At 58.8% G+C, this 22,327-nt stretch carries 17 protein-coding genes, 1 tRNA gene and 1 pseudogene; 11 read left to right on the top strand and 8 right to left on the bottom strand.

Going from position 1 to position 22,327, the window contains the following annotated elements; all coding sequences use genetic code 11:
* Nucleotides 1–431: 431 nt before the first annotated feature.
* A complete protein-coding gene (locus tag ACUY3D_RS12460) occupies nucleotides 432–560 on the top strand; it encodes a hypothetical protein (RefSeq protein ID WP_448241200.1) in 129 nt (42 codons plus the stop codon).
* A 1,227-nt stretch (nucleotides 561–1,787) separates the two neighbouring features.
* Here the strand turns inward: ACUY3D_RS12460 and ACUY3D_RS12455 are convergent.
* Both ACUY3D_RS12455 and ACUY3D_RS12450 read right to left on the bottom strand, forming a co-directional pair.
* Nucleotides 1,788–4,382 (bottom strand): helicase C-terminal domain-containing protein, encoded by a 2,595-nt coding sequence (locus tag ACUY3D_RS12455; RefSeq protein WP_448241199.1) that lies wholly within the window; start codon nucleotides 4,380–4,382, stop codon nucleotides 1,788–1,790.
* Nucleotides 4,383–4,636: 254 nt separating this feature from the next.
* The gene (locus ACUY3D_RS12450) at nucleotides 4,637–5,380 is read right to left on the bottom strand and encodes an integrase core domain-containing protein (RefSeq protein ID WP_448241198.1); all 744 of its coding nucleotides are present in this window, start codon (nucleotides 5,378–5,380) and stop codon (nucleotides 4,637–4,639) included.
* 483 nt (nucleotides 5,381–5,863) lie between these two features.
* Here ACUY3D_RS12450 and ACUY3D_RS12445 point away from each other — a divergent pair, with 483 nt between their 5' ends.
* A complete protein-coding gene (locus ACUY3D_RS12445) occupies nucleotides 5,864–5,992 on the top strand; it encodes a hypothetical protein (RefSeq protein WP_448241197.1) in 129 nt (42 codons plus the stop codon).
* Between the two features lie 183 nt (nucleotides 5,993–6,175).
* On the opposite strand, the gene ACUY3D_RS12440 is transcribed toward ACUY3D_RS12445, so the two are convergent.
* The 5 genes from ACUY3D_RS12440 to ACUY3D_RS12420 form a co-directional block, all read right to left on the bottom strand.
* Complete coding sequence (locus tag ACUY3D_RS12440) at nucleotides 6,176–6,508, bottom strand: helix-turn-helix domain-containing protein (RefSeq protein WP_448241196.1); 333 nt, start codon at nucleotides 6,506–6,508, stop codon at nucleotides 6,176–6,178.
* Nucleotides 6,509–6,582: 74 nt separating this feature from the next.
* Nucleotides 6,583–7,713 (bottom strand): DUF3322 domain-containing protein, encoded by a 1,131-nt coding sequence (locus tag ACUY3D_RS12435; RefSeq protein ID WP_448241195.1) that lies wholly within the window; start codon nucleotides 7,711–7,713, stop codon nucleotides 6,583–6,585.
* Nucleotides 7,700–11,092: an ATP-binding protein gene (locus ACUY3D_RS12430; protein WP_448241194.1), complete on the bottom strand. Its 3,393-nt coding sequence runs from the start codon at nucleotides 11,090–11,092 to the stop codon at nucleotides 7,700–7,702. The genes ACUY3D_RS12435 and ACUY3D_RS12430 overlap by 14 nt, the downstream gene beginning before the upstream one ends.
* On the bottom strand, nucleotides 11,085–11,765 hold the full coding sequence (locus ACUY3D_RS12425) for a DUF4194 domain-containing protein (RefSeq protein WP_070519688.1): 681 nt from the start codon (nucleotides 11,763–11,765) through the stop codon (nucleotides 11,085–11,087). Before ACUY3D_RS12425 ends, ACUY3D_RS12430 begins: the two co-directional genes overlap by 8 nt.
* A complete protein-coding gene (locus tag ACUY3D_RS12420) occupies nucleotides 11,762–13,234 on the bottom strand; it encodes a DUF3375 domain-containing protein (protein WP_070519690.1) in 1,473 nt (490 codons plus the stop codon). The genes ACUY3D_RS12425 and ACUY3D_RS12420 overlap by 4 nt, the downstream gene beginning before the upstream one ends.
* 502 nt (nucleotides 13,235–13,736) lie before the next feature.
* Between ACUY3D_RS12420 and ACUY3D_RS12415 the strand changes: the two genes are divergently transcribed.
* Nucleotides 13,737–14,003 carry a helix-turn-helix domain-containing protein gene (locus tag ACUY3D_RS12415; RefSeq protein ID WP_448241201.1) on the top strand — a complete coding sequence of 89 codons (267 nt, stop codon included), beginning with the start codon at nucleotides 13,737–13,739 and terminating at the stop codon, nucleotides 14,001–14,003.
* Between the two features lie 29 nt (nucleotides 14,004–14,032).
* Here ACUY3D_RS12415 and ACUY3D_RS12410 read toward each other — a convergent pair whose 3' ends face one another.
* Nucleotides 14,033–15,367: an AAA family ATPase gene (locus ACUY3D_RS12410; protein WP_448241193.1), complete on the bottom strand. Its 1,335-nt coding sequence runs from the start codon at nucleotides 15,365–15,367 to the stop codon at nucleotides 14,033–14,035.
* 152 nt (nucleotides 15,368–15,519) lie between these two features.
* On the opposite strand from ACUY3D_RS12410, the gene ACUY3D_RS12405 reads away from it, so the two are divergent.
* From ACUY3D_RS12405 to ACUY3D_RS12370, 8 genes and pseudogenes are all read left to right on the top strand, one after another.
* Entirely contained in the window at nucleotides 15,520–15,945 is a 426-nt protein-coding gene (locus tag ACUY3D_RS12405) for a hypothetical protein (RefSeq protein WP_448241192.1), read from the top strand.
* 189 nt (nucleotides 15,946–16,134) lie between these two features.
* A tRNA-Ile gene (locus ACUY3D_RS12400) sits at nucleotides 16,135–16,208 on the top strand.
* Nucleotides 16,209–16,340: 132 nt separating this feature from the next.
* Complete coding sequence (locus tag ACUY3D_RS12395) at nucleotides 16,341–16,790, top strand: Panacea domain-containing protein (protein ID WP_448241191.1); 450 nt, start codon at nucleotides 16,341–16,343, stop codon at nucleotides 16,788–16,790.
* Between the two features lie 74 nt (nucleotides 16,791–16,864).
* Complete coding sequence (locus ACUY3D_RS12390) at nucleotides 16,865–17,221, top strand: hypothetical protein (RefSeq protein WP_083303775.1); 357 nt, start codon at nucleotides 16,865–16,867, stop codon at nucleotides 17,219–17,221.
* Between the two features lie 102 nt (nucleotides 17,222–17,323).
* Nucleotides 17,324–18,397: a trimeric intracellular cation channel family protein gene (locus ACUY3D_RS12385; RefSeq protein ID WP_250224718.1), complete on the top strand. Its 1,074-nt coding sequence runs from the start codon at nucleotides 17,324–17,326 to the stop codon at nucleotides 18,395–18,397.
* Nucleotides 18,398–18,435: 38 nt separating this feature from the next.
* Nucleotides 18,436–20,034 (top strand): peptide ABC transporter substrate-binding protein, encoded by a 1,599-nt coding sequence (locus tag ACUY3D_RS12380; RefSeq protein ID WP_448241190.1) that lies wholly within the window; start codon nucleotides 18,436–18,438, stop codon nucleotides 20,032–20,034.
* A 43-nt stretch (nucleotides 20,035–20,077) separates the two neighbouring features.
* Entirely contained in the window at nucleotides 20,078–21,658 is a 1,581-nt protein-coding gene (locus tag ACUY3D_RS12375) for a mechanosensitive ion channel family protein (RefSeq protein ID WP_448241189.1), read from the top strand.
* Nucleotides 21,659–21,914: 256 nt separating this feature from the next.
* A pseudogene (locus ACUY3D_RS12370) lies at nucleotides 21,915–22,327 on the top strand (excalibur calcium-binding domain-containing protein); the annotation flags it as partial.

Here is a 22,327-nt window from a genome sequence, read left to right as displayed (position 1 = left end):
GGACTCCAGGCGGACCATTTCGATGATCTGATGGACCGCCTTCTCCTTGAACTCAACGGAATACTTTCTAGGCATAGTTCAATCCTTCCTTAGCTGAGGTAGGAACTAAACCCAGGACGCTTCAGTTAGGTGAGCTAAACGGCAAGGAGCGTGCACCGCGCAATGCGATTCTTTTGGTGTGTGCGGTGTGCCTGGTTCCTCCGTGGTTTGGGCGCGCGGCCTTGACATGGCTCGTCGATATGTCGAGTGCTGGTATCACAGTGGCGTATTTCTATACGTGCTTCTGCGCATGGAAGATTGCGCGCACTGGGCAGGTCCCCGGGATACCCAAGCCCATTGCGCTGGACAAATTTTATTAGCACTTCGCGCGGGCCGGGTGCATTCTCTCCGTCGGGTTCTTGGCGTGGCTCTTTGTCCCGGGCTCGCCTGGCATGCTTGGGACGGCTCCGCTCATCGCGCTGGTGGTCTGGATTGCGCTGGGGCTGGCGTCGTGGGCTATCAAGAGCCGGCAGCTGAAGGATGTGCCGCCCGAAGAGACGGCGGCGTTGATTTTGGAGTAGTGAGCCAAGCTGGCCTTCTGTGCATCAAAAACACCAAGAGGCAACGGTTTACCATGCGTTGCGTCGCTGTCAAGGCGCGAGCTTATCGTGGATCAGCTTGTTGATGGAGTCAGTATCGGTTGCGGATGCTTCTAAGTTCCTCGCTCCGCTTACTGTTGCCGTTCCTGTTCTCATAGCGTTATGGGAGACTTTGGCGATATCGGAATCCGTACTCAGTACAGCAACCGGTGTGGGGTGGTTAGGTGGGGCGTCGGCAAGCATTGCTGGTGAGCGGGACGAAGGTGAGGTGTCTGCGTGGTGCAAATGTGGGGGAAGTCGGACACGCTAAAGGAAGGAGCCTAAAGGTCGCAAGACTACAAGCCTCACAAGTGGTCGGTCTCATACATTGTCCTTGCTTGGGGTGTTTGTGCGTATATATAAGTCGGTTTCGTCTCCTGCCTAACCCCAGCAGGCGCTAGTAGCGTTTGATTGCATACCGTAACCGGCAGCCACGGGAGGCTTATTCTATGGACGGCGATATTGCTGGGCTGTTCGTATACGCCGGGTTAGTGCTTGTCATGGTGTTCTACTGGACCTACTACATCCGGTATGTGCGGAGGAACCCCAGATCAGAAAAGTGGTACGACGAACTCGCTTGGGACGGTGCTGTAAGTGATGGTGTGCTCTTCTTTTATCCTTATAGCACGCTAGTTTTGGGCGAGGGCGGTATCGCAGGGTTGGCCGAAAGTGTAAACCCTCCCGATTTTATCGGCACGGTGCTGAAGGTTGAGGGCATGGTGGCACTTGCCATTGGAGGCATTGGATTTTCTGGTGGGTTCGGGGTTCCGCTGCCGTGGCCTTTCGTTCCGCGTTGGGTCGTTGACATTCGCACAGCAAAACGTGCCCGAAGGCGTGAGCGCAGACAGGCCAGAAAGAGGGAAAGGAAGAATCGGCCTGACACCTTATCTAGGGCTGAAGTCGAGGCTCGGACCCCTGAGAGTCGAAGCGCGTTATACGACCCGGAATCAGGTCATAGGCATCCGTGGCGCCCGTGTCTGAGTCATCAATCAGGGTCGCGATTTTAGAGTAAGCAAATAGCTTCTTTTCAATCGCATTAATCTCGGGCATCAGCCTAGATTTCGTTTTGCGACAGTATTCATTTTGGTTTATCTCTTCATGCAGGCTCGGGCACCAGCACGCAAACCACCAGATAGCCTCCTTAAAGGTCATTAAGTTATGGGAGCAGTTTCATTTCTGCTTGGAGCTTGGGGAGGACGGTTTCGACAAGAATTGCAAAATGCCAGCACCTGAAAAACTGTGACTCCGTAAAATGGATTCAACAACTTCCTTTCGGTCCCATGCCTCAGAATGAGCTATCGCGAGAAACATGTCGTCTAAGAGATCCTTTAGTCCTTTCCATATATCCTCCGTTAATATTAGGGTTTTGGAAGGGAAAACTGCATCTTCTTTAGTTTCAGAGCTCCTGGCTACTAATATTGGGGTAATTCTTGAATCTGGGTACTCTTCTGTTGCCCAATTGACGGATACGGAGAGTTGACCCGCCTCGGCTTTGATGTTGCTTTTGTCCTCACGCGTCGTTCCAGTTTTCATTTCTATGACGGCTACATGGTCGTCGGAAAATCGCCATAACACATCTGGGCCATTTCGGAAATCTTTATCTGGGCGAGAAGAGGAAAAGCCGAGTAACGAACCTAATTGGCAGAATGAGTCTTCGGCAGCGTCTACAAGTTCTCGATCCGGAGAAAAAGTAATGGAATCTAATATTGATGATGTATGTGACTGGATGTCGTACCGCGTTTGAAATTGAGATAGGTGTTCGCAAATCTTTGAGCTTTGCTTGGCCACAGGGCCCTTGGGGGCTTCGGGAGTGAAATGAAGGGGTAGCGTCACTTCGCGGTTAAGCTTGCGGGCCTGTTTCAAGATGTGAGTAGCTTGATTCATGTTGTAAAAGGACGTGAAGTAGGCGAGTTCCTCCATGAACCAGCCTTCTATCTTCTTAATTTCTACCTTCTTAACTTCTTCCTTCTTTCCTTTATCCTTCTTACTGAGCCCTCCTATGGCGGTTGAGAGTTCAGCGCTAGCTCCCTCATAGTCGCCGGCTATGAAACTTTGCCAAGCGCTTGCCCTTTGGGTTAAGAAGGTCTTCATTTTGGGGTCGATTTTAGGCGCAGTGTATGTGGCCTGTGCGATCGATTGTCGGCTAACATTTTTCCAGTTGCGATCTTGTGCTAAAAAGTCATCAAGCACCATGGTTAGGGATTCAATTCCCTCTCCTTCGATCTGCTCAGTGAGCTGCTGACTTAGTTCAATTTGTCGTCGAGTGGCGTCTGAGAATAAACTGAGGTTCTCGGGGCCAGTCACAGCGGTGCGTGAGGTGGGGTCGAGCAATAGCACTGCGCAGAAATCATCTACTGAGCGAATCCCTCGACCCATTCCTTGCTCGAGTCGTTGGACAGTTTGAATCCTAGCCAAGGCAGTGCCTCTAAGAGCAGCTGTCTCTCTTTGCTGCATTAAATCGAGTGGTGCGGATAATTCATCGACGACTAAAAGGCGGCAGGCATCATCCGGTAAATCAATCCCGTCGTATTTATTTGCTAGGACCATGATTCCCACAGTTTCGCCAGCTTCGAGTTTCTTCAAAGTATTAGGAATTTCATGAGCAGGAAGGATGGCATCTGATTTATCACGCCAACTTTCTGCGGCCCGGTTACTCGGGCAAAGGACCACCACGTTTCGCTTTGGAGGAGTATCGATTGTGCCCTCATTTTCGCCTGCTTTTCGAGAAATGTCGAGAACAAGCTGCTGGAGAGCGGGCTTAGAGACACTCGGATCAATTCTATGGGGGGCTAAAATTACCCGATCGCCAATGTCAGCGGACATCGTTGGGGTAATTGCCCTCTCGATAGCTTCTATTCCTATGCCCAGATTAAATATCATCGAGAGGCTGTCCGGGACTGTCGCAGTCATAAAAATTCTACGCTTCGCATCCATGTATGAAGGAAACTCATCGAGAAGCGGGATCATCGTTTGAAACTGCGCTCTGTCTGACGTTACTGAAAGTTGAACTGTTTTGATATTTCTGGCCAAGATAGGCCATGGAAAATATGCGGGATGGTCAGAGCATTCCCCAACTTGATTGTCGATAATTCGAGAGATTTTGTCGTAATGTTTTCTCCACTCCCAAAATGGGATTGGGATAGTGCCGTATTGGTGGGCAACTTTAGAGTCAAGTGAAAACGACGAGCTTTGTCGATTAAGCTCACTATTAAAGATGCTGGTTACCGCTTTGAAAATGGAATCGCTACTATTGACGGTGAAGCCGAATTGTGATCGAACCCTCGATGCGGCCAAGTGTGCATCGTCGACAATGATTGTGCCAACTTCGGGGCAATGGGAGTTGCCGCGAAGTCCGAAAACCGACCGACCATTAATTACCTTGTCGATCGTACATACGAAGATTGCTTTCGAAGAATGAAAGTCGACGTCGTGAAAATTCTCAGTTACAGGAATTCCTGCGGCGTGTGCTTGCCGTATTACTTGGTCTCTAAGGTATGTATTAGGAGCTGCGTACACGGCGGGTCCTACTCCCTCTTTTAGGCCTGAATACGCGATAAGGAGTCCAGTCAGGGTTTTGCCTCTGCCTGTATTTTGTATTATTAGGTTATCCTTATTGTGGCGTTGTTCAAACCATTCGGCGAGAACTTGGTCTTGTTCGGGGCGTAGGTTGGGCCACGCCCTTTCAGTGGACTCTAAGAATAGTTTTCGCGGATCGATGGTAGGTTTACCCGAATTTTTAGACAGAGCTTGGTAATTGATTGGCATTACTATCCTTCGGCATTGATGTATATAGCTAGATTCTAGCGCGGGTCTGTTATGTTGGTTGGGGCTTGGGCCCGGAGTCCGGTGCCTTTTTTGGACACGGAATCCATGGTGTTTGTGGGCACTTCTAGCGGTTTATGGTTGTTGCCTGCGTTTGGGTCGGGGTTTGGATGGTTTCGGGTTCATCCGCGGTGGTTGGCGGTGTTTCGTTCCTTCAACGAGGTTGATGTTGATCTGACCGCCTGGTGGCCTGTGGCTCAATGTGATCGGCAGTGGCACGCTGAAGAGGAATTCACCGTCATGGGCCGTGTAGAACTCCGCAACGTTATCGGCTGTGACTGTGGAGTAGAGTCTGCATTTTTAAATCTCAGACCAATGTAGAGACTGAAGCTGCACACGCGTACAACGCCGTCTTTGCCCACGCAGAGTTGGTCTGGGATGCCCCAATGGTTTGTTGATTGTGTCGCAGGCATCGTTAGTGTTGGGGTATCGGTGGGAGGTATGCCTTGCAAAGCTGCCCTGTCATCGGTGTTGGCCTCGTGTGAAGTTGCCGCTTCCGCGGGGCCGTTTAGCATTTCGGATACTGCTTGTGGGGTGTGTGCCTGGTTATAGGCGACTACGCGTTCCCAGACCTGCTCGGGATCGAGTGGATGCTGAGGTGATGGTGCTTTGGGGAAGGTATCGAAAGCTTGGCGTGGGGTGATGTGCATTTTGCCGATAAGCAGTGATTGGTGCCGTCGTCGTTCGTTGTAAACCTGGCGGTATTCAGCCAGATATGTGTTGACCTCAGCAAGGCTAACTGGGTGGCGTGCATCGAGGAACTGGGTCAACGTGCGGTGAGAGCGCTCGTCTTTTCCCTGGGTTGTCGGGGCGAAACCAGCAATAGCAAGAACACCTTGGCTAGCGAGCCAAGTTTCAGTAGCAGAGAGAAAACCGGAAGAGCCGAGAAAAGCCGGATCTGCTTCCCAAAGGCGTTCATAATCGTCCTCGAGCACTTTCACGTGACCATGTTTGACCGGGGAAGTCCAGGTCAGCTCCGTTATCGCTATTTTCTGTGGGTTCGTTGTCGGGTGGGCGCTGTGGACCACCCGTTGAGTCAATAACTCCCTCGATGCTGACTTGTTCAGCGAAGGCAACCGAAGGAAGAGCGATGAGTCCCTGGTCGTAGGCCCTATAGGCATCGGCTACGAGCCTCTCGGAAGAACGGGGCAACTCTGAAATTTTAGCGGCGTAATCGTAGTTGGCTTTCCAACCGAATTGAGAGGCGAGCCGCTTAGCCGAGTAGCTTTTGACTTCTTCTTTAATCTCCTCCGAAATGAGTCCGGCATCGCAGAGCTGGAATGCTGCCACTCTCGGAGAGACCTGAAAGCGCTGGACGACATCCGACAGGAGCTCTTCCGGGGGCAAAGTCTGGGGTAGAGCGCGGAGTGCCTCCACTGGGCATTGCACCCATCGAGCGAGCGTGTTCGCGCGCGTTTCGGGGGATGAGTTGTATCGCAGAGCAGGGCGGCCCCGTCTTCCGTGACGTCACCGGCCACAATGTGCCCAATCTCGTGCGCCACGGTGAGCCGTTGGCGAAATGGATTACTGCTCGTTCCAACCCCCGCTGTTAAAGCACCCGAGGCGGGATCCCGAAGAGTCAAGGCGTCCAAGTTCTGCGGCAGTTCGAGGATGATGAAGTCTGCTTCAACCAGCGTCATGAGACTATTTATGTCATCGATCGGGCCGGTACCCAGCATGTGATTATCGCGAAAGCGGGCAGCTAGTTCCTTACCTTGTTGTAATGGGCTTATGTTTTAGGCATTGAGACCGTCCAAGTTCACGCGCAGTTGAAGGAACGACAATAGCTTCTGCGTCGCAGTATCCACCCCAACGCCGTCGCAGCGGGCGGTAACGCGTACGCGTTGGGAGAGTTGGGTGGCATCCACAAGCTCAGCGGCATCGATGCCTAATGCCCACGCGAGGGCCATGACGTGGTGGAAGGTCGGCATGGTTGTGCCCTTCTCAAGGCGGGTGAGAGTCGGCTGGGACAAAATGCCATCGGTCATGGTGGCAAGCTCTCTCTGGTTGAGCCCGCGCAGTTGGCGCTGCGTACGGACGCGCTCGCCAAAATTAGAAGGGATATTCATTTCTGTGCTCCTTCTTGGCTTCGATTAAAAGCGTGAATCAGAATTTAGTTAATGTGTTTCAGAAGGCCCGATGATCAGGGCAAAGCTTCTCTTATCGCTGCACACGCATCCGCAAACGGAATCCGCTCCTGCTCAATGCGCAGCCGGCCTTTGGTGTAAAGCAAGCGGTAGGCGCGTTGCTCTTCGGTGGTGAGGTGGGTAAGCGTGGCGGAGCCGTCGCCGGGGTCGGGGACGGCCAGGCGTTGGAATGTGGTGACGGTGGCGGGGTCCATGAGCAGTGATGTGGTGTGGGGGAAGTGGGCGCGCACGGCGTTGAGGATGGCAAAGCCGGCGGCATCGAGGTCGCCCCAGTAAGTGATGTCTGCTCGCTGCAGCCAGCCCAGGGCCTGGAGCTGGTGGGCGGCGGTGCCGGAGCCGAGGATGGCGATGGTGGTTGGGGAGGCGTCGGCAAGCGCGGGCAGGGCCAGGAAGGTTTGTTTGTTCTCCACGATGAGCACCCGGGGTGGGGTGTCGGGGAAGAGTCGGGCTGCGTCGGCGAGGGGGATTTCGATATCGGAGAGCGCTGGTGCGTGGTTGAGATAGCGCAGGCGCAGGCGAGCATCGCTGCGGCGCAGGCCCAAGTCCGTGATGCCGAAGGGAGCAAGGAGCGAAAGGAGCAGGCGGCGGTGGGTACTTATCCATTTGCCGTCCACGCCTTCCACCGGCACGGCGCGCTCCCATTCGCCGGAGTGAGGGTTGGCGCGTAGCCAGGTCAGGCACGGCCCAAGGCAGTGCAGGTCGTAGGCGCTTAAGTCCTTCCACTGGTTGTACGTGCGGCGGACGGTATGAGTGAAGTCCGGGGAGTCCGGAAAGATGGCGGCGATGTCCTGGGCGCGCTGGAGGGCCCGGTTGTAGTCGGACATCAGGCCCGCGGCGGCAGCGATGCGCGCGGCGCCGGTGAGTACTACGCGCGTGGGAACGTCGTTGGTGCCAAGGCCCGCGCGGGACCAATTGCGGGATTCATAGATGACCTCTTCCTGGTGCGGCCAGCGCTGCCAGGCGCGGATGAAACCCTTCGTGGCACCGATATCGCGGGCGGCGGCCGTAGCTGTTGGCGGGTGCAGCGGCCAGTCAAGGTTGAGCGCAGCGGGGTCGGCGAGTGCTTCGGCGAAGTGGTTGCGCAGGTACTTGGCGGCATGCCCCTGCAGGTCTTTAGGAGTCCGCATTGTCGGAGTCCTTGGGGGAGGGTTGTTGGGGGTCGAGGGTGGTGGAGGCGTCGATAAGCTTGTAGCCCGTGCGTGCCTGCGGGCGGCCGTCGATGGTGGGCTCGTCGTAGCTGACTACGATTGTGCCGTCCACATAGGGCGAGAGAGTCTGGATGAGCTTGAACGGCGTGGCCAGAATCATGTGGAACCCAAAGGACGCGAAGACGGACATGGCCGTGCGGGTAAAAGTGGGATCCGCGCGGTCAAAGGCCTCATCCAAGATGATGGACCCATAGGTGGGCACGTCCTGGTCCGGCTCCGCGAGGCGGAAGCGCAGGGCTGCGGCCAAACAGAAGAAGACGAGCTTCTGCGCCTGGCCGCCAGAGAGCGAGGCGGAGTCCTGATAGGTGTTGGCCGTCGTGCCATCGGGGTAGCACTCGCGGCCGACAAAACTGACGTGCCGGCGGGTGTCCAAAACCACGTTACGCCAGCGGATATCCTCCGGCTGGCTGGAGCCGAGGCGGCTTAAGATCTTGTCCAAGGCGTGGTAGCGCGCAATGGCTGCCGCTGGATCATCCTCGGTGACTTCCGCCAGGCTGTGGGAGGTGGCGGCATCGAGATCCCGCTGGAATTCTTGGACCACCTGGCCGCGGGCGTCCTTGACGTCGATGCGCAGGGTCCGCTCACCGTTGAAGGGTGAGCGCTCCAGGGATTTGTTGATGTACTCCATGCGCATCTCAATATCGCTGCGGGCGCGGCGCAGATCCGTGGCCAGGTGGGAGAGGTTGCGTACCGTCTGGCCGTTGAGCAGCTCGAGGAAGCGGGCGCGGAAATCAGCCAGGCGGTCCGCCCGGAGGAACTTGAGCTTCTCGATGCCCTCGCCGGCGAAGCTGGCCTGCGGTTCCAAGTCGGCGGCCTCCGCGGGCCACTCGGACAGGTAGGCGTGCAGGACGGAGACGATCTTGTCGTTGGCCTCCTCGATGCGGCGCGCTGCCGTGCGGGAGGTTGCTTGCAAACTGGCCTGGACCTCATCGCGGCGGGCATCGATGTCATCGATAGTGAGACTGCGTTTGCCTTTGTGCAGGGCTTGAATGACTGCCGTCTCAATGTCTTTATCCGCAATGTCCGGCACGGGGCCGATGCTGCGGCGGCGAGTGGTGGAGCGCTCTAGCTCGCCTTCGACGTTGCCCAGGTGCTTCTGCGCCTCGTTGAGTCTGGCGCGGGCGGCGTTGAGCTTCTGCTTGGCCTGCGCGTGCGCGGCGGCCAGCGCCTGGGCCTCCGGAGAGGAAGCCAGTGAGTCAAACTGTTCTTGCAGATTACGCTTGCGGGCCTCGGCGGAGGCGGTGTCGATGTCCTGGAATGAGGTATCCAGCACCTGCTGGGCTTTATCGCGCTGGGAGCGCAGGATGTCCATCTTCCGGTTAAGGTCCTGGACCTGCTTGGCCGTAGCGCGGGCGGTCGCCTTGGCTTCGGTGAGTTGGGAGCGCAGCAGTTCAATCTTGGCGGTGTTGGTGGATCCCACCCGGTACCAGGCGGTGCCGCTAAAGCGCCTGCGGTCATCCTTGATGAAGCGCGTTGAGCCGTCCTTGTCCTTGGGGTGGCTTTCCAGGCCATCGCGGGTAATGGCCGGGGTCTTGGTAACCTTCTCCAATTCCGCCACCGAATCCACGCATTCGTAGTTGAAGCGGCGCGAAATGTGGTGGCGTACCCAACCCGTCATGGCGTGTTCTTGGAACTCGAGCTTGTGGATGAGCTGCCGCGGGCTGCGCGCCGCGGCCGGTGCTGGGGCGAACTCCGGGATGGTGCGGTATTCCAAGCGCGTGCCCACGTTGCGGGAATTGATCCACTGGTTGATGGCCTCCCGCGCGGCCTCGGGCACGAGCAGGGTGGCGGCGAAATTGTGCAGCAGCTTCTGGAGCACCGGCTCCCACTCGCTCTGGTGCGGGCTGATATCGATGAGCTCGCCGGCGAAGGGGAGCTCGGACTCGGCATAGCCGGTATCGCGGGCCAGCTGCGAGCGCAGCTCCACCAAGGTCTTATCGATGTTGGTTCTCCGCGAGCTGAAGGAGCGCAGCTCGCTGTCCAACGTGGAGCAGGCGGTGGCGGCGTCGCGGGCGGCCACGCCGGCCTCCTGTTGGTGGTTGATGAGGTCCGCGAAATCGGCCTCGAAGTCCGCGATGCGGATCTTCGCGTTGGCCTGTAGTTGGGCAAAGCCATGTGGGCTGAGCTCGTAGTGATCAGTCCACTGGCCGGCCGCTGCGCTAAGGCGCTGGAACTCCTTAGTGCGGTGCTCAATCTCCTTTTCGGCGGTTTCTATCTTGGCCCTTAAGGCATCGAGCTCACCTGAACTGAGCTGGGAGACGGCCGCTGCGGCGAGGCGCTCTGCGTCATCGAGGTGAGCAACATCGGCCTCAAGGGATGCGGCCTGAGACTGGGCTTCAGCCAATTGCGCCGAAAAGGCGCGAATGCGAACGTCCAGTTCTTCTGCCACCAAGCGGGCGCGGACAGCTGGCAGTGCCTCAGCCATGGCCTCTGCTTTTGCTTTGTCCTCCTCCGCGCCTGTGCGCTGGGAATGCAGCTGGGGCAGGGGAGCCAGCGTATCAATCTGGGCCTTGACGTCCTCGACCCGAAGATAGGCTTGGCGCAGATCCTCAAATTGCTCGACGGCCTCATCCGCCTTCTCAAAGGTAGCCGGACGGTCCAGCATGTAGTCCCTAAAGAGCTGGTCCAGGCTGGAGAGGGACTTCGCGGATTGCGTGCGGTGGAGAAGCAGCTGGCCCTCCACATTCTTGATGCCTAGGCGTTTGCGGAAGCGGTCCGCGAACGTGGTGTAGGTCGGCGTGAAGGACGCGCCGGGGCCTTTGTACATTGCCTTAATCTTGCGGGTGTCCAGGCTGCGGGTAAGCAAGGGGCTGAGCTTGTCGATGTCCTCGTCGCCCGGCACCAGCCCATACAACTTCTTTACCTGGCCGACTGAGTTCTCACCGCCGTTGAGGCGGAAGATGGCGATGAGGGTGTGCTGCTTGCCCGCGTCGTTATCGTAGGTCAGCGCCACGACCGAGTTGGTGGCGCCCTCCCGCAAGTATTCGGGGGCGATCTCACCGGTCTGCGTGTTCTCCCGCTGCCGCCACGCGCCGCGCACATAGGAGACGAGGTTGCGCCCGTTGTGCCGCCCGAGGTCCTGTTGTGAGGCTGCGTTGAACTTCACGTGGCTTTGCGGAACGAGCACCGCAGACATGGCATCGAGCAACGTGGACTTGCCGGAACCCGAGCCGCCAGTAATAAGGAAACCCTTGCGAGCTACCGGGATGGAGAAGTAGCCGTGGAAAGTGCCCCAGTTAATCAGCTGGATGCGGCTGATACGGAATTGTCCGGGGTAGTAGGTGGTGTTCTTAGTCATCGGAGGCATCCTCCTGCTCTTGGAGCTGCTCTGGTTCCTGCTCATCCTGGTCTTCCGTCTGTGCCAGGCGGGCGTATTCATCCCGGATGGCGGAGACCGTGGAGGCGTCGAAAAGCTGGCGCAGTACCGGGGAAACCTCAAAGCGGCCCTCGGTTTCGGTGGCGCTGATGAGGGAATAGTCATTCTGTATGCGTTTCATTGCCGCGTTGAAGCGCTTGGTGAAGCCGGCCTCGTCGCGGTTATCCACCGCGCGGACATAGCCGATGCTTTCCCGGAGATCCTCCACGTCCACGATGACGCGCTCGCCGGGCAGGGTGAGGCCCAGCTCCTGGCGCAGGTTCAACAAGATGGCGGTGTCGATGTGCTTAAGCTTGTCCGTGCGCAGCACCTGCGGGATGCTCAAGCTGTCTTCCTCCACCATGCGGGTGAATGCGAAGCCTTCCGTCTCATCCACGACGAGCTCCAGGAACACCTCGTGCAACCGGGCGCGTAGATTCTCTTCGTCGGAGATGATCGCCGCCCACAGTACCGGTTCCTTCTGCGCGCGAATGAGCGGGCCCTGCAGCAGCTGCACCAGCGCGCGCCGTGAATGGTAGGTCAGCGTTCCTTTATCGTGTTCCCACAGCGGCGGCTCGTGCGCGGCATCGACGCGGGGGCTGTTGGCGGCGGTCACTGTAGCTCCTTAACGGTGGTGTGATCGAAATACATGGTGGGGATCTGGGCGCAACGCACGGTACCGTCTTCCTCGGTCCACATGACTGTCTCGTGTTCTTCTTTCAGCGAGGGCAACGGGTGGGAATCCGCGATATGTACCAAACCCACTACGCTGGCCAGACCTTGCGTCGGGGGATAGGCCTGCAGCACCTGGCCAATAGTGCAGGGGCCGGACTTGGCGACGGCCCCGCGTACCGCCTCGTGCAATTCCTCAAAGTCGATTTCTGATTCGCGGACCAGCTCATAGAGCGCCTGCGGGTCTTCCGTGCCGGGCTGGTAGGCCACTGGCGCCTCCTCCACGACCTCCCGCCCGGGATTGGCCAGGCGGATGCGGGAGACCGAATGAATCGACATGCCGATGCGCTGCAGCGGTGTGTCCATCCGGTGAAAGGCCTTCAGTTCGGAGTTCTGCGCGGCATCAATGGCCATGCCGCGGGCCTCGCGCAGCAGTTCAATCATGCGCCGGTCCTCCGCGAATTGCTCGGAGGAGACGTAGTTGCGCAAACTGCGCGCCAGCCCGGTCATGGTCTGGTTGACCTCGAAGCTGGTTTCCTCCATATCGCGGAAGAGGCTGCGCAGCCGCTGCCTCCTGTCCGGGGCGAGCTGCTGCCCGGGCTCGCTTTCCAGAACCTCCTTGATCCATTGGTCCAACCAGGCGCTGCGCTCTCTATCCATCAGGAGGGAATAGAAGCCGCGGAAGCTGCGCCCGGCCTCCGATTCCGCAATGTGGTCCACGCCGTTGAAGATTTCCTCCAGCACCTCGCCGCGGTAGCCCTCCGGATCTAAGAGCTGTCGGCGAAGCTGGTGGTTGAGGGCCTCGAGCTCATGGCGAACCCGGGCGAAATCGCTCGGCACGGCCATGGCCATGTTCAGTACGTCTTGGACGCGCTCCTCCGTCTCCGCGGCGGTGAGGCTTTCAAACTGCCCGAGGTGTGCCTTCTCAATCTCGCGGTCAATGCGGTCACGTTCTGCTTCCAAGCTGGCCACGCGGCTAGCGATGTCCTCGTTGGTATCCCGCGCCAGCCTTTGCAGCGCCGAGCTGATCGACTCCACCCGTGAGGCGGTCACCGCGGTCACCGGTGCTTCCCAGCGCTCGATGGCTTCGAGTGCTGAGAGCGCATCTTCACTGGGCTCGAGCGTTTCGCCGTGGGAGCTCTTGCCGGACTTTCTGATTAACCAGCCGGCCTTGACCCAGTCATTGCAGTAGTTCTGTGGCGTGCGGGGCATGGAAAACTCGCTGGCCAAAACCTCGAAATCGGTGACCATGAGCTCGTATACCTCTGCTGCTGGGCGCGCCCGGGTGCCGCGTGGGAAGTACTCCGCAATCAACGCCAGAATCACGGGCGCGTTATCCGCAGCCAGGAGCCGGATTGCGGCGGAATCGCGCATCAAGCGCCGGAGGGAGAGGGCGCGTGCTTCAACAGACATGTCTTGATTCTGACAGGTGTACCGGACATGCGCAGTGGAGTCGGGCTCAGATTTTCGAAGCCCTCTGCCTGGTGCATGTCCTACAGAGAATAAGTTGAAATAATTACGCCCATGGAGGCGGGACCAGAAGCGAAGCTTTAGGCTGCATCCACCTGGTCGTCTTGTACCTCGACGCGGCCCATGAAATACCGTGAATGCGACTTTTTCAAGGATTCCAGGGAAGGCGCTGAAATATGGGCGATCTCGATATCAGGATCGTCGATCGCTGCTTCGCGGCGGAGGCGTTCCTTGAGCGCTTGAGTCGAGTCCGAGAATTGTTTGATGAAAGACTCGCCTGAGCGACGTTTGTTGTTGCGAGTGAATCCCTACTCTTCATGGGTATCGCGAGTGACTTGGCCAACCTGTTGAATGACAACGCCTTGGAAGCTGACTGGGGTGGCTAGCGCAAGAGCGCTCAGTCGCGTTGTCGCGTAATGTTCAGCGATTGATTTCCCAGGTCTTGATGTCCGTTGTGCAACGAGGGCATGTCACGATCTCTCGCATTCCTGAGGAGCTCACCAGTACGGTAGCCGCCGAGTTGCTAGGCGTTTCGCGCCCAACGCTCATGAAATGGGCAAAAGAAGGAAGAATTGCGACCTACAAGCGTGGAACGCATACGAGGTTCAAGCGCGAAGACGTATTGCAAATGAGGCGCCAGCGTGCCAAAGAACGTGTTAAGGCGTTTCAGGAATGGCGTGCATTCGAAGAGGAGAATGCGCATTTGTTTTGAGGGGAGTCGTCGCCAAGCGCCCGCCCCTTTCATGCACCATCCGTGACAAGCTCCCGCAGCGCAGTCAGTGCCTCTCGTGAGGCGGTGCCGTAGCGCTCGCGCAGGAAGTGGTGGGTGGCGTCGGGGTTGCCCAGGGAAACGGGCACGTCGCTGAGGTTGTGCAGTTCCGATTCGCCGGCGGAGGTCTTCTCCACGGACCAGAAGCTCTCGGGGCGCAGGCCCAGCTCGCCGGCGCGCTCGAGGACGCTGAAGGTGTGGGAGGCAAAGATGAGCTGCGCGCCGTTGACGTTGATGCTGGGCTCGCGGAAGGCCTGGATGATGAAGTCGAGGAGTGCTGGGCGCAGGGCGGAATCCAGCTCATCGGCCACCAGGATTCCGCCGCGGCGCAGGGTATCGAGAACCAGGGGAGCGGTGGCCATCCAGTTCTGCGTGCCGCCGGATTCATCGGTCAGCTTCAGCTCGTAGAAGGAATCATCGGACTTGTGCTCCACGATGATGGCGTGCAGCAGGGATTCAATCTCCGCATCGGTGTAGCCGCGGAACTCGTCGGGGCGGCGGATGCTGCCGTCGCTGTGGCTAAGCGCATCGATGACCGGGCGCATCTGGCGGAAGACGTGCTCCGGGATGTGGTCCTGGTTGAGCCGCACGGAGTGGATACCGGCATCGGCCGCGCGCAGCAGCGCGGCGGCCTCATGCAGGTGCAGCTTGCCAGTGCGGATGAGGGTGGTGATGCGTGCGGACGTGCTGATGGAGGAGTGCCCGTGCGGCAGGTAGGCCACGTCGTGCACCAGGGCACGGGCCAGCGGCGCGAGGACAGGGTGGCCATCGCGCAGGCCGGCGGAGAGGATCAGCTCGGTGTCCGTAACGGGGCCGAGCTTGGCGACGTCCCCCTTGTCCATGAAGGATTTCGTCCACTGTACCTCCTCACCGCGGGTCCGCACGAAGCAGGGGCTCCACCTTGTCGATGGCACGCGGCTGAGCCATTCCGCGTGCACGCCGGTGAAGCTCCACTGGAATCCGTAGAGGTAGCGCACGCCATCGAGCTCAAAATCCAGCTCGAAAGTGCTGGGCAGGCGCTGCGTGCGGGGATCTAGGCGGTACGGGGCGTGGGGGAGTTGGTTGGGTGGGGCGTCGGCAAGCCAGGTGGTGGCGGAGGATTCGATGGCGAGCAGTGCGAAGGCGAGGGCATTGAGGACGCTGCTCTTTCCCGACGCCGTGGGGCCGATGAGCACGGTGGTGGGCTCGCTGATCTGTGCCCATCCTTCCTCCGGGGCGGTGGAGCGCTGCCAGTGGTGGTACAGCGCAAGCGTCTGCGTGGCGCGGATGCTGCGGAAGTTGGACACGCTAAAGGAAAGGAGCCTCATGGTCGCGACACTACAGGCTCACGCATGCCGGATCATAGATAGCTGTCCTAGGCCCGGGAGCGTGCCCGCATCCGGATTTCGAACTCACTCCAGCAGTCGCTGGTAGCGTCTGTTTACATACCGCAACCAGCAACCACAGGAGGCCGCATCCTATGGACGGAGATATCACTGGGCTGCTTGTGTGTGTCGGTTTAGTGCTGGTCATGCTGGCCTACTGGACCTTCTACATCCGGTACGTGCGGAGGAATCCCCAATCAGAAGAGTGGTACGACTCAGCCGATGCAACAGGTGCAGAAAGCGATGGCGTCCTCTTCATTTATCCTTATGGCACGCTTATTATGGGCGCGGCCGGTGCCACAGGGTTGGTAGCAAGTGCGAACCTTCCCGAGTCCGTCGAAACGGTGCTGATTGTTCCGCTCGTGGCAGCTTTCGTCATTGGAGTTATTGGGTTTACGGGGGCGATTGGGATTCCGCTTCCGTGGCCTTTTGTTCCGCGGTGGGTCGTGGACATCCGCAAAGCAAAGCGCGCGCGACGCCGCGCGCGCAGGCAAGCCAGAAGAATGAAGAAGAAAGAATAGGCCTGGTGGCTAACTCAGTGTGCTGGAACCTAAGTGAACAGAAACCTGTCTTGGCGGTGAAAGGGCGGAAGAGCGCTGCTGAAGCTTAGACAGCGATTTCAGGGGCCTAAATTGCCGTTTTCTGGGCCCGCCGATTAATGTTGCTGGGAGCGGATTCGCTGTGTGCATAAAAGCTGGCAGGGAATACGCGGGGCTATAGCTCAGTCGGTTAGAGCTACGGACTCATAATCCGTTGGTCCCGGGTTCGAGCCCCGGTGGCCCCACAGCTTAAAGCTCTCATTGCGCCCTCTTGATGCTGCCCTTATGACGGGTGTTCTTACTCCTGTTCGATCGTTGGGATGGTGCCGTGTCTTGGGCCTGTTGTACTCTTGGCAGGAACCGGAAGGAGGGCAGACATGGAACAATATACGGCGCGGCAAATAGCTGAATGGTTCGTAGCGTGGGCTGATGAAACTGACGATGCAGAAATTACGCAGCTCAAGCTTCAAAAGCTTCTTTATTACGCCAAAGGTCTGCATATGCGTTCTTCTGATGGCCTGCCGCTTTTCCCTGACCGAATGGAAGCATGGGCGCATGGCCCAGTAGTTGTAGACATCTACCATGACGTCAAGCACTACGGAAAGCTTCCCATAGACCCCGATGAGTTCATCTCAGATGACTTTGATTGGGATGATTACCGTGACGTCGAGCAGGATCTGATTGAGGTGTGGGACAAATATGGCCCATACTCTGCATGGGCATTGCGTAATAAAACCCACACCGAATCTCCTTGGAAAAAGAACTTCGTCGAGGGCACACGAGGGCTAGAGATTACGGATGCCGATCTGAAGAACTATTTCTGCTAGCCGTGGGCAAGAAAAGTAAACGGCGGGGAAGCAGGCCAACCAGAGGGGCGAGGAGCGCCCCAGAGTCGAGTGTTGTGGATGCTCTTCGCAGTTCTAGGGCTGACTATCCGCTCCTGTCAACGCGGTTCCTGCAGAAGGGGTGGGGCTTCGGGGAGCTAGATGACTCGATGCGCGCGGAGTTTTTAGAAAAGTGGCACAAACGGTCAGTGCTGTCATGGAAAGAGCTGGCACAGCATCCCAAGCACGGACTTGGCTCAGAGTTTATTCCGGCAAGCGCGATCATTCCTAAGATTCCTCGGCAGTTTCAGGACGTCGAGAGGTTCCGGGTTTACCGCCACAAAGGGAATCTCCCTTTTGCGGGCTGGAAAGACGGGGAAGTGTTTTATGTCATTTGGATTGAGAAAGCCTACAACGAGCTCTACGTGCATTAGCGCCTTTTCTAAGCCCTCGTACGCCGGCAGTTAGGCGACGTATCCGAGCGATTAAGGCCTTAATGTGAGTGGGATTGCGGCTTACCCGATACGATGACCACCATGAGCGTTGTCGAGATGGACCCATTGATCGAGTCGCTGTACTACTGGTCCGACATCATTGGTGTCCTCCTCATGGGCATGATTGGCGGCACCATGGCCCGCCAGCGTGGCTATGACATCGTGGGCTTCTTCTTCATTGCGATGTTCTCCTCCCTCGGCGGCGGCATGATCCGTGACGTGCTGATCAACCGCGGCACCGTCGCCGCGATGAGTCAGCCGGAGTATCTCTACCTGGCGTTTGCCGGCGCAATCATCGCCCGCTTCGTCTACTTCAAAGGCAAGACGTGGGACTACGTCCAGTCCCATGGGGATGCGGTGGTCTCGGCGCTGTGGGCGTCGACAGGCGCGCTCAAAGCCATTGCTTATGGGCTGCCGCTGATTCCTTGCATCATGATGGGCGTGTTCACTGCAACCGGTGGTTCCATGATCCGTGACATCGCCATGGGGCGCGAACCCGCCGTCTTTGGGGATAACACTCCCACTGTGATCCCCGCGGTGGCCTGCGCTTTGGTGGTCCTCGGCGCGGATTCGGCCGGCTACTTGGCCTGGGGAGTCATTCTTGGTCCGGTCGTCTCCTTCGTGATGACCATGCTGGGTATCTGGGCCGGGTGGCGCGTGCCCGCCCGCCAGGAGTGGGCGCCGGTTAATGACACCGCGGCCTACGTCATGGTGATGGCGCGCAAGGCGGAAAGCAAGGGCAGGGCCGTGGGGCGTCGCCTAGAGCCCTCCAAGCTCCGCTCTTGGCGCCACAACCAGATGGAAAAGGCACTGCAGCGCCGTATTGAGCGCGAGGTGCGCGCCGGCAAGCGCCGTTCGGAAGCAGCCATCGACGCCACCGAGTTCCTCGATTCCTTCAATGAGGAAGTGGCGGAGATGTCGCAGATGATGGAGCCGCCCGCCGCGGAAGCGGAAACCTCCGATTTCGGCGTGGACTTGAGCGGAGATTCCTACGAGACCCCAAGCGCCGAGGGGCCGACACCACGCGAGCTTTTGGATCGCATTTTGGCCGATGACCAGCTCACCGATGAATTGGTGGAGAGGCTCATGCGCCGTTATGAAAAGAGAGATGATTAGATCCTTTAAAGTATTAGTGAGAGTGAGGTGATGAACGCGTGACTTCGAGGCGTTCTTTTCTAGGCATGCTGGCGGCGCTAGCGGTGTCGGGCGTCGTGGCGCCCACGGTGGCGGGATGCACGGCGGAACCTGGCAACGTCGACACCTCAGACATGAACCTCATCACCACGGACATATCGGAGCCACAGCGCACCCTCATCCCGGCTGATTCCAACGATGTGCCGGGGCAAACCATCATCAACCTTGTGTACTCGGGGTTGATGTACCTGGATGAAACCGGTGGCGCTCACTATGACTTGGCGGAATCCATCACGCAGGTCGATGACACGACATATGACGTGGTGATTCGGGAGGACGCCGTGTTTTCCGACGGTTCAACCGTGGAAGCAGAAGACTTCGTCGATACGTGGAATACCGCGGTGCGCCAGTCGCTGCTCTCCGCGCATCACTTTGAACCAATCCTGGGCTTCCACGAAGGCAGGAAGTCAATGCGCGGCCTTAAGGTGACGGGGCCGAAAACTTTCCGCATTGAGCTCTCACGCCCCACGGCGGGATTCCTCGAGCGCCTGGGATACTCGGTCTTTTTCCCCATGCGTTCCGAAGACCAGGATAGGCTGAGCGATCGCGGAACGGATCCCATTGGCAGTGGGCCTTATGTGCTGGCTTCCTGGGAGCGCGAAAAGGCTGTGACCCTCGTGCCGAACCCTCGCTACAAGGGCCCGCGGACGCCGCAGAATGAAGGCATCAAGTTCGTGGTGTATTCCTCGGAGGAGCAGGCCTACCAGGACCTCGTAGATGGCAAGCTGGACGTGCTCACGCGGATCCCGGCGGAGAAGCTAGGCAGCTTCGAAAAGGAACTGGGCTCCCGCGCCTTGGCCAAGCCTGGCGGCTCCATCATGGAAATCACCATCCCCGCCAACGATGCGAACTTCCGCGGTGAGGCCGGACGCTTGCGCCGCCGCGCGTTGTCCATGGCAATCGACCGCGAAGGAATGGCCCGGGACATCTTCCACGGTATGGTGCTTCCCGCTACCGGCTTCGTCGCGCCGCTGGACGGTTCCATTCCGCCGACACCGGAGGGGGCCGACGTCTTGACCTACCAGCCGGAGAAGGCCCGCGAACTGTGGGAGCAGGCGGAAAAGCTGGAACCGTTTGATGGGATTTTCAGCATTTCCTATAACACCGACGGCGGCCATAAGACCTGGATCGACGCCGTGGCGAAGCAACTGTCGGATACCCTCGGCGTGCCGGCGGAGGGCCATGAGTTTGCCACTTTGAAGGACCTCAGACAAGAGGTGATTGCCCGTCACCTCACCGGTGCCTTCCGCACGATCTGGCAGGCGGAGTTCCCTGAGGAATCTACCTTCCTGGTGCCGCTATATGCGTCCTACTCTTCGGAGAATGAATCAGGCTTTAACAGCTCTGAATACGATGAGCTGCTGAAGAAGGCGGGTCAGGCGAAGAGCCGGGAGGAAGCCCAAAAGCATTACACGGAGGCTCAGGGCCTGTTGCTGGAAAAGATGCCGGCGATTCCACTGTGGACGACCAAGACTTTCTGCGCTTTCGGCGAGGACATCGTCCCCGCGGGCTACACGTGGAAGCCAACTCCGAATTACTATCTCACCCATCGCGCTTAAGGCTCCAAGGGTTCTGTCAGGCTGAAGGACTAGGCTTGGCGCAATGCTGAAGTATTACTTGTTCGCCGTGTGGCAGGCCATCGTGGATCACGGCCTGCCGCTGTTGGGAATGCTGTTGTTGGCGATTCTCATCCCGCGCATCGGCCGCTTGGCAGTGCGGGTCATTGAGTCCCGTCTGGATGAGAATCAAGAATCTACCAAGGCGCGTTTGGCGCTCGCCGGTGCACTAGTCTACGTGGCGCAGGCGGTGGCCTTTTTCCTTCTTGTGTTGGCTGCGCTGGCCAACGTCGGGGTGCCGCCCCTGGGCGCGGCTATCCCGGCGACAGTCGTTTCGGCCGCCGTCGGTTTCGGCGCGCAGGCCATCATCGGTGACTTCCTTGCGGGATTCTTCATCCTCTCGGAAAAGCAGTTCGGCGTGGGTGATTACGTCAGCTTCGACGGTGTAACTGGCGTGGAGGGCACCGTTGTTTCGCTGACCCTGCGTACGACGACGGTGCGCACACCCACCGGTGAAGTGGTCATGGTGCCGAATGGTTCCGCGGGCGTGGTCACGAACTTCTCGCAAGAATGGTCGCGCGCGGTGGTGGATATCGCCATCCCGGTCCACGAGGGCGAGTCCTTGCCGGAGATCACCGAACAGGTGGAAAAGATTTCGAAGCGAGCCATTGAAGCCCCAGACATCCACGCGGATGTGGCCGGTGAGCTCGACGTTCTGCCCGCCACTGGGCTCACGGCCCCCACTGCGGCCGGCCAGCCATGGCAGGTGCAGTACCGCGTCCTCGTGCAGGTCAACCCCGCCCGCCAGTGGGCGGTGGAGCGCGCGATCCGCTCGGCGCTGCTCTCCACCTTCTGGGATCTGTACAAGCTTCCTACCACTGAGGGCATGCCGGGGGATGTCTCGCAGGAGCTTGGCGACGTCTCCGCTGCCGACGCCCCCACCACCATCATGCCGGCGGCAGATACTGCGGAGCCTTCGCACAATGACGTGTCATCGGATGCGGAGACGGAGGCCATTGCTGCCGACGCCGTCGCTGATGCCGGAGCTATGCCCCAAGACAGCAAGGACGACGGGCCGGGACGGCCGGCTTATGCGGACGACTCCGAGGAGGAAGAAGAGGACGATTATCAGCGCGGTATCTGGCGCGACGATAAGCCGGACAACAAGTGGAATTATTTCTGGACGCTCGGCGGGCGCGTGCGGGCCTCAACGACGGGGCTCATCGCCGGCCTCGGTGTGGTTGGCCTGTTGCTGCTTTCCTCCGCTAACCCTGATGGGGTGGACGCCGGGTGGCTATCGCCCTCGCGGTGGATGGGGCAGTCCGAATCCGCTTCTGAGTCGGCGCAACCTTCTGCGCCTTCCTCCGCGCCACTGACCACACCTCAGGAGGCGCCGGCAACTGACTCCACGGGCTCCGCAGAACAGGAGCCGACGGCAGAAGTTGATCCGGACACGCCAACTGATAGCACCCCGGACAGCGAAGCTGTGTATGCCCCCGCGGATCCGCAGGACGCCGAAACCCAGGCCCCAGTGGAGCAAAACTCCGAAACGCCCGCGCCCACGGCGAATGAGCAGCCTTCCGCGATCGTTTCTGAGGGAGCCGCAGAGCCGTCCACCGTGATGTAGCTCCGCGGCATCACCGAGAGGCGCCACAAAGAGATGAGAGAGGCGCGAGGAGAGGGCGCATCAGAGATATGAGTGATAGGGAAGTGCAGCGACGAAATGCGCTACATTTTTGATATCGGCGCGGCGGGCTCATCCGTTAACGCATGCGGTGTAGCCCGCTGCTGATTTCCAGCTCGCTGTGGCTTTCCGGCGTGATGTAGCCCTCGGATGAGCGCGATTTCCTGCGGGGTAGTGCTGCAGGATATAACTTGAGTTTATGAAGAAGTTCTCTCGCGCGGTTCTCGCCGCCTCTGTTTCTGTATCTGTCGCACTGTCCGTTGTTGTTCCAGCTCAAGCGGAGACCACGGCCCCTAACGCCGAGGCAACCGCAACGGTTTCCTCCGAGTCTGACTCCTCCTCCCAGGAAGCTGATTCCTCGAGCCAGGGTTCTGGCTCCTCCAACAAGGATGAGGATGACGCCGAATTCCAGCAGTCTTCCGAAGGTGAAATGATTGCGCTCGGCGTGGGCATTACCGCAGCGGTCCTCGCGGCTGCCGCCGGTGGCGTGTACTGGGCGGTGCAGCAGCGCATCATTCCGAACCCGCTGCCGGGCATCATCCCTTCTCCGCCGGCACCAGCTCCGGCACCTGCTCCTGCACCGAAGCCTGCCCCTGCCCCTGCCCCTGCCCC

The organism is Corynebacterium guaraldiae (genome assembly GCF_053480195.1).
The sequence above is the reverse complement of the archived record's forward strand: the minus strand, read 5'-3'. Positions and strand labels throughout refer to the sequence as shown.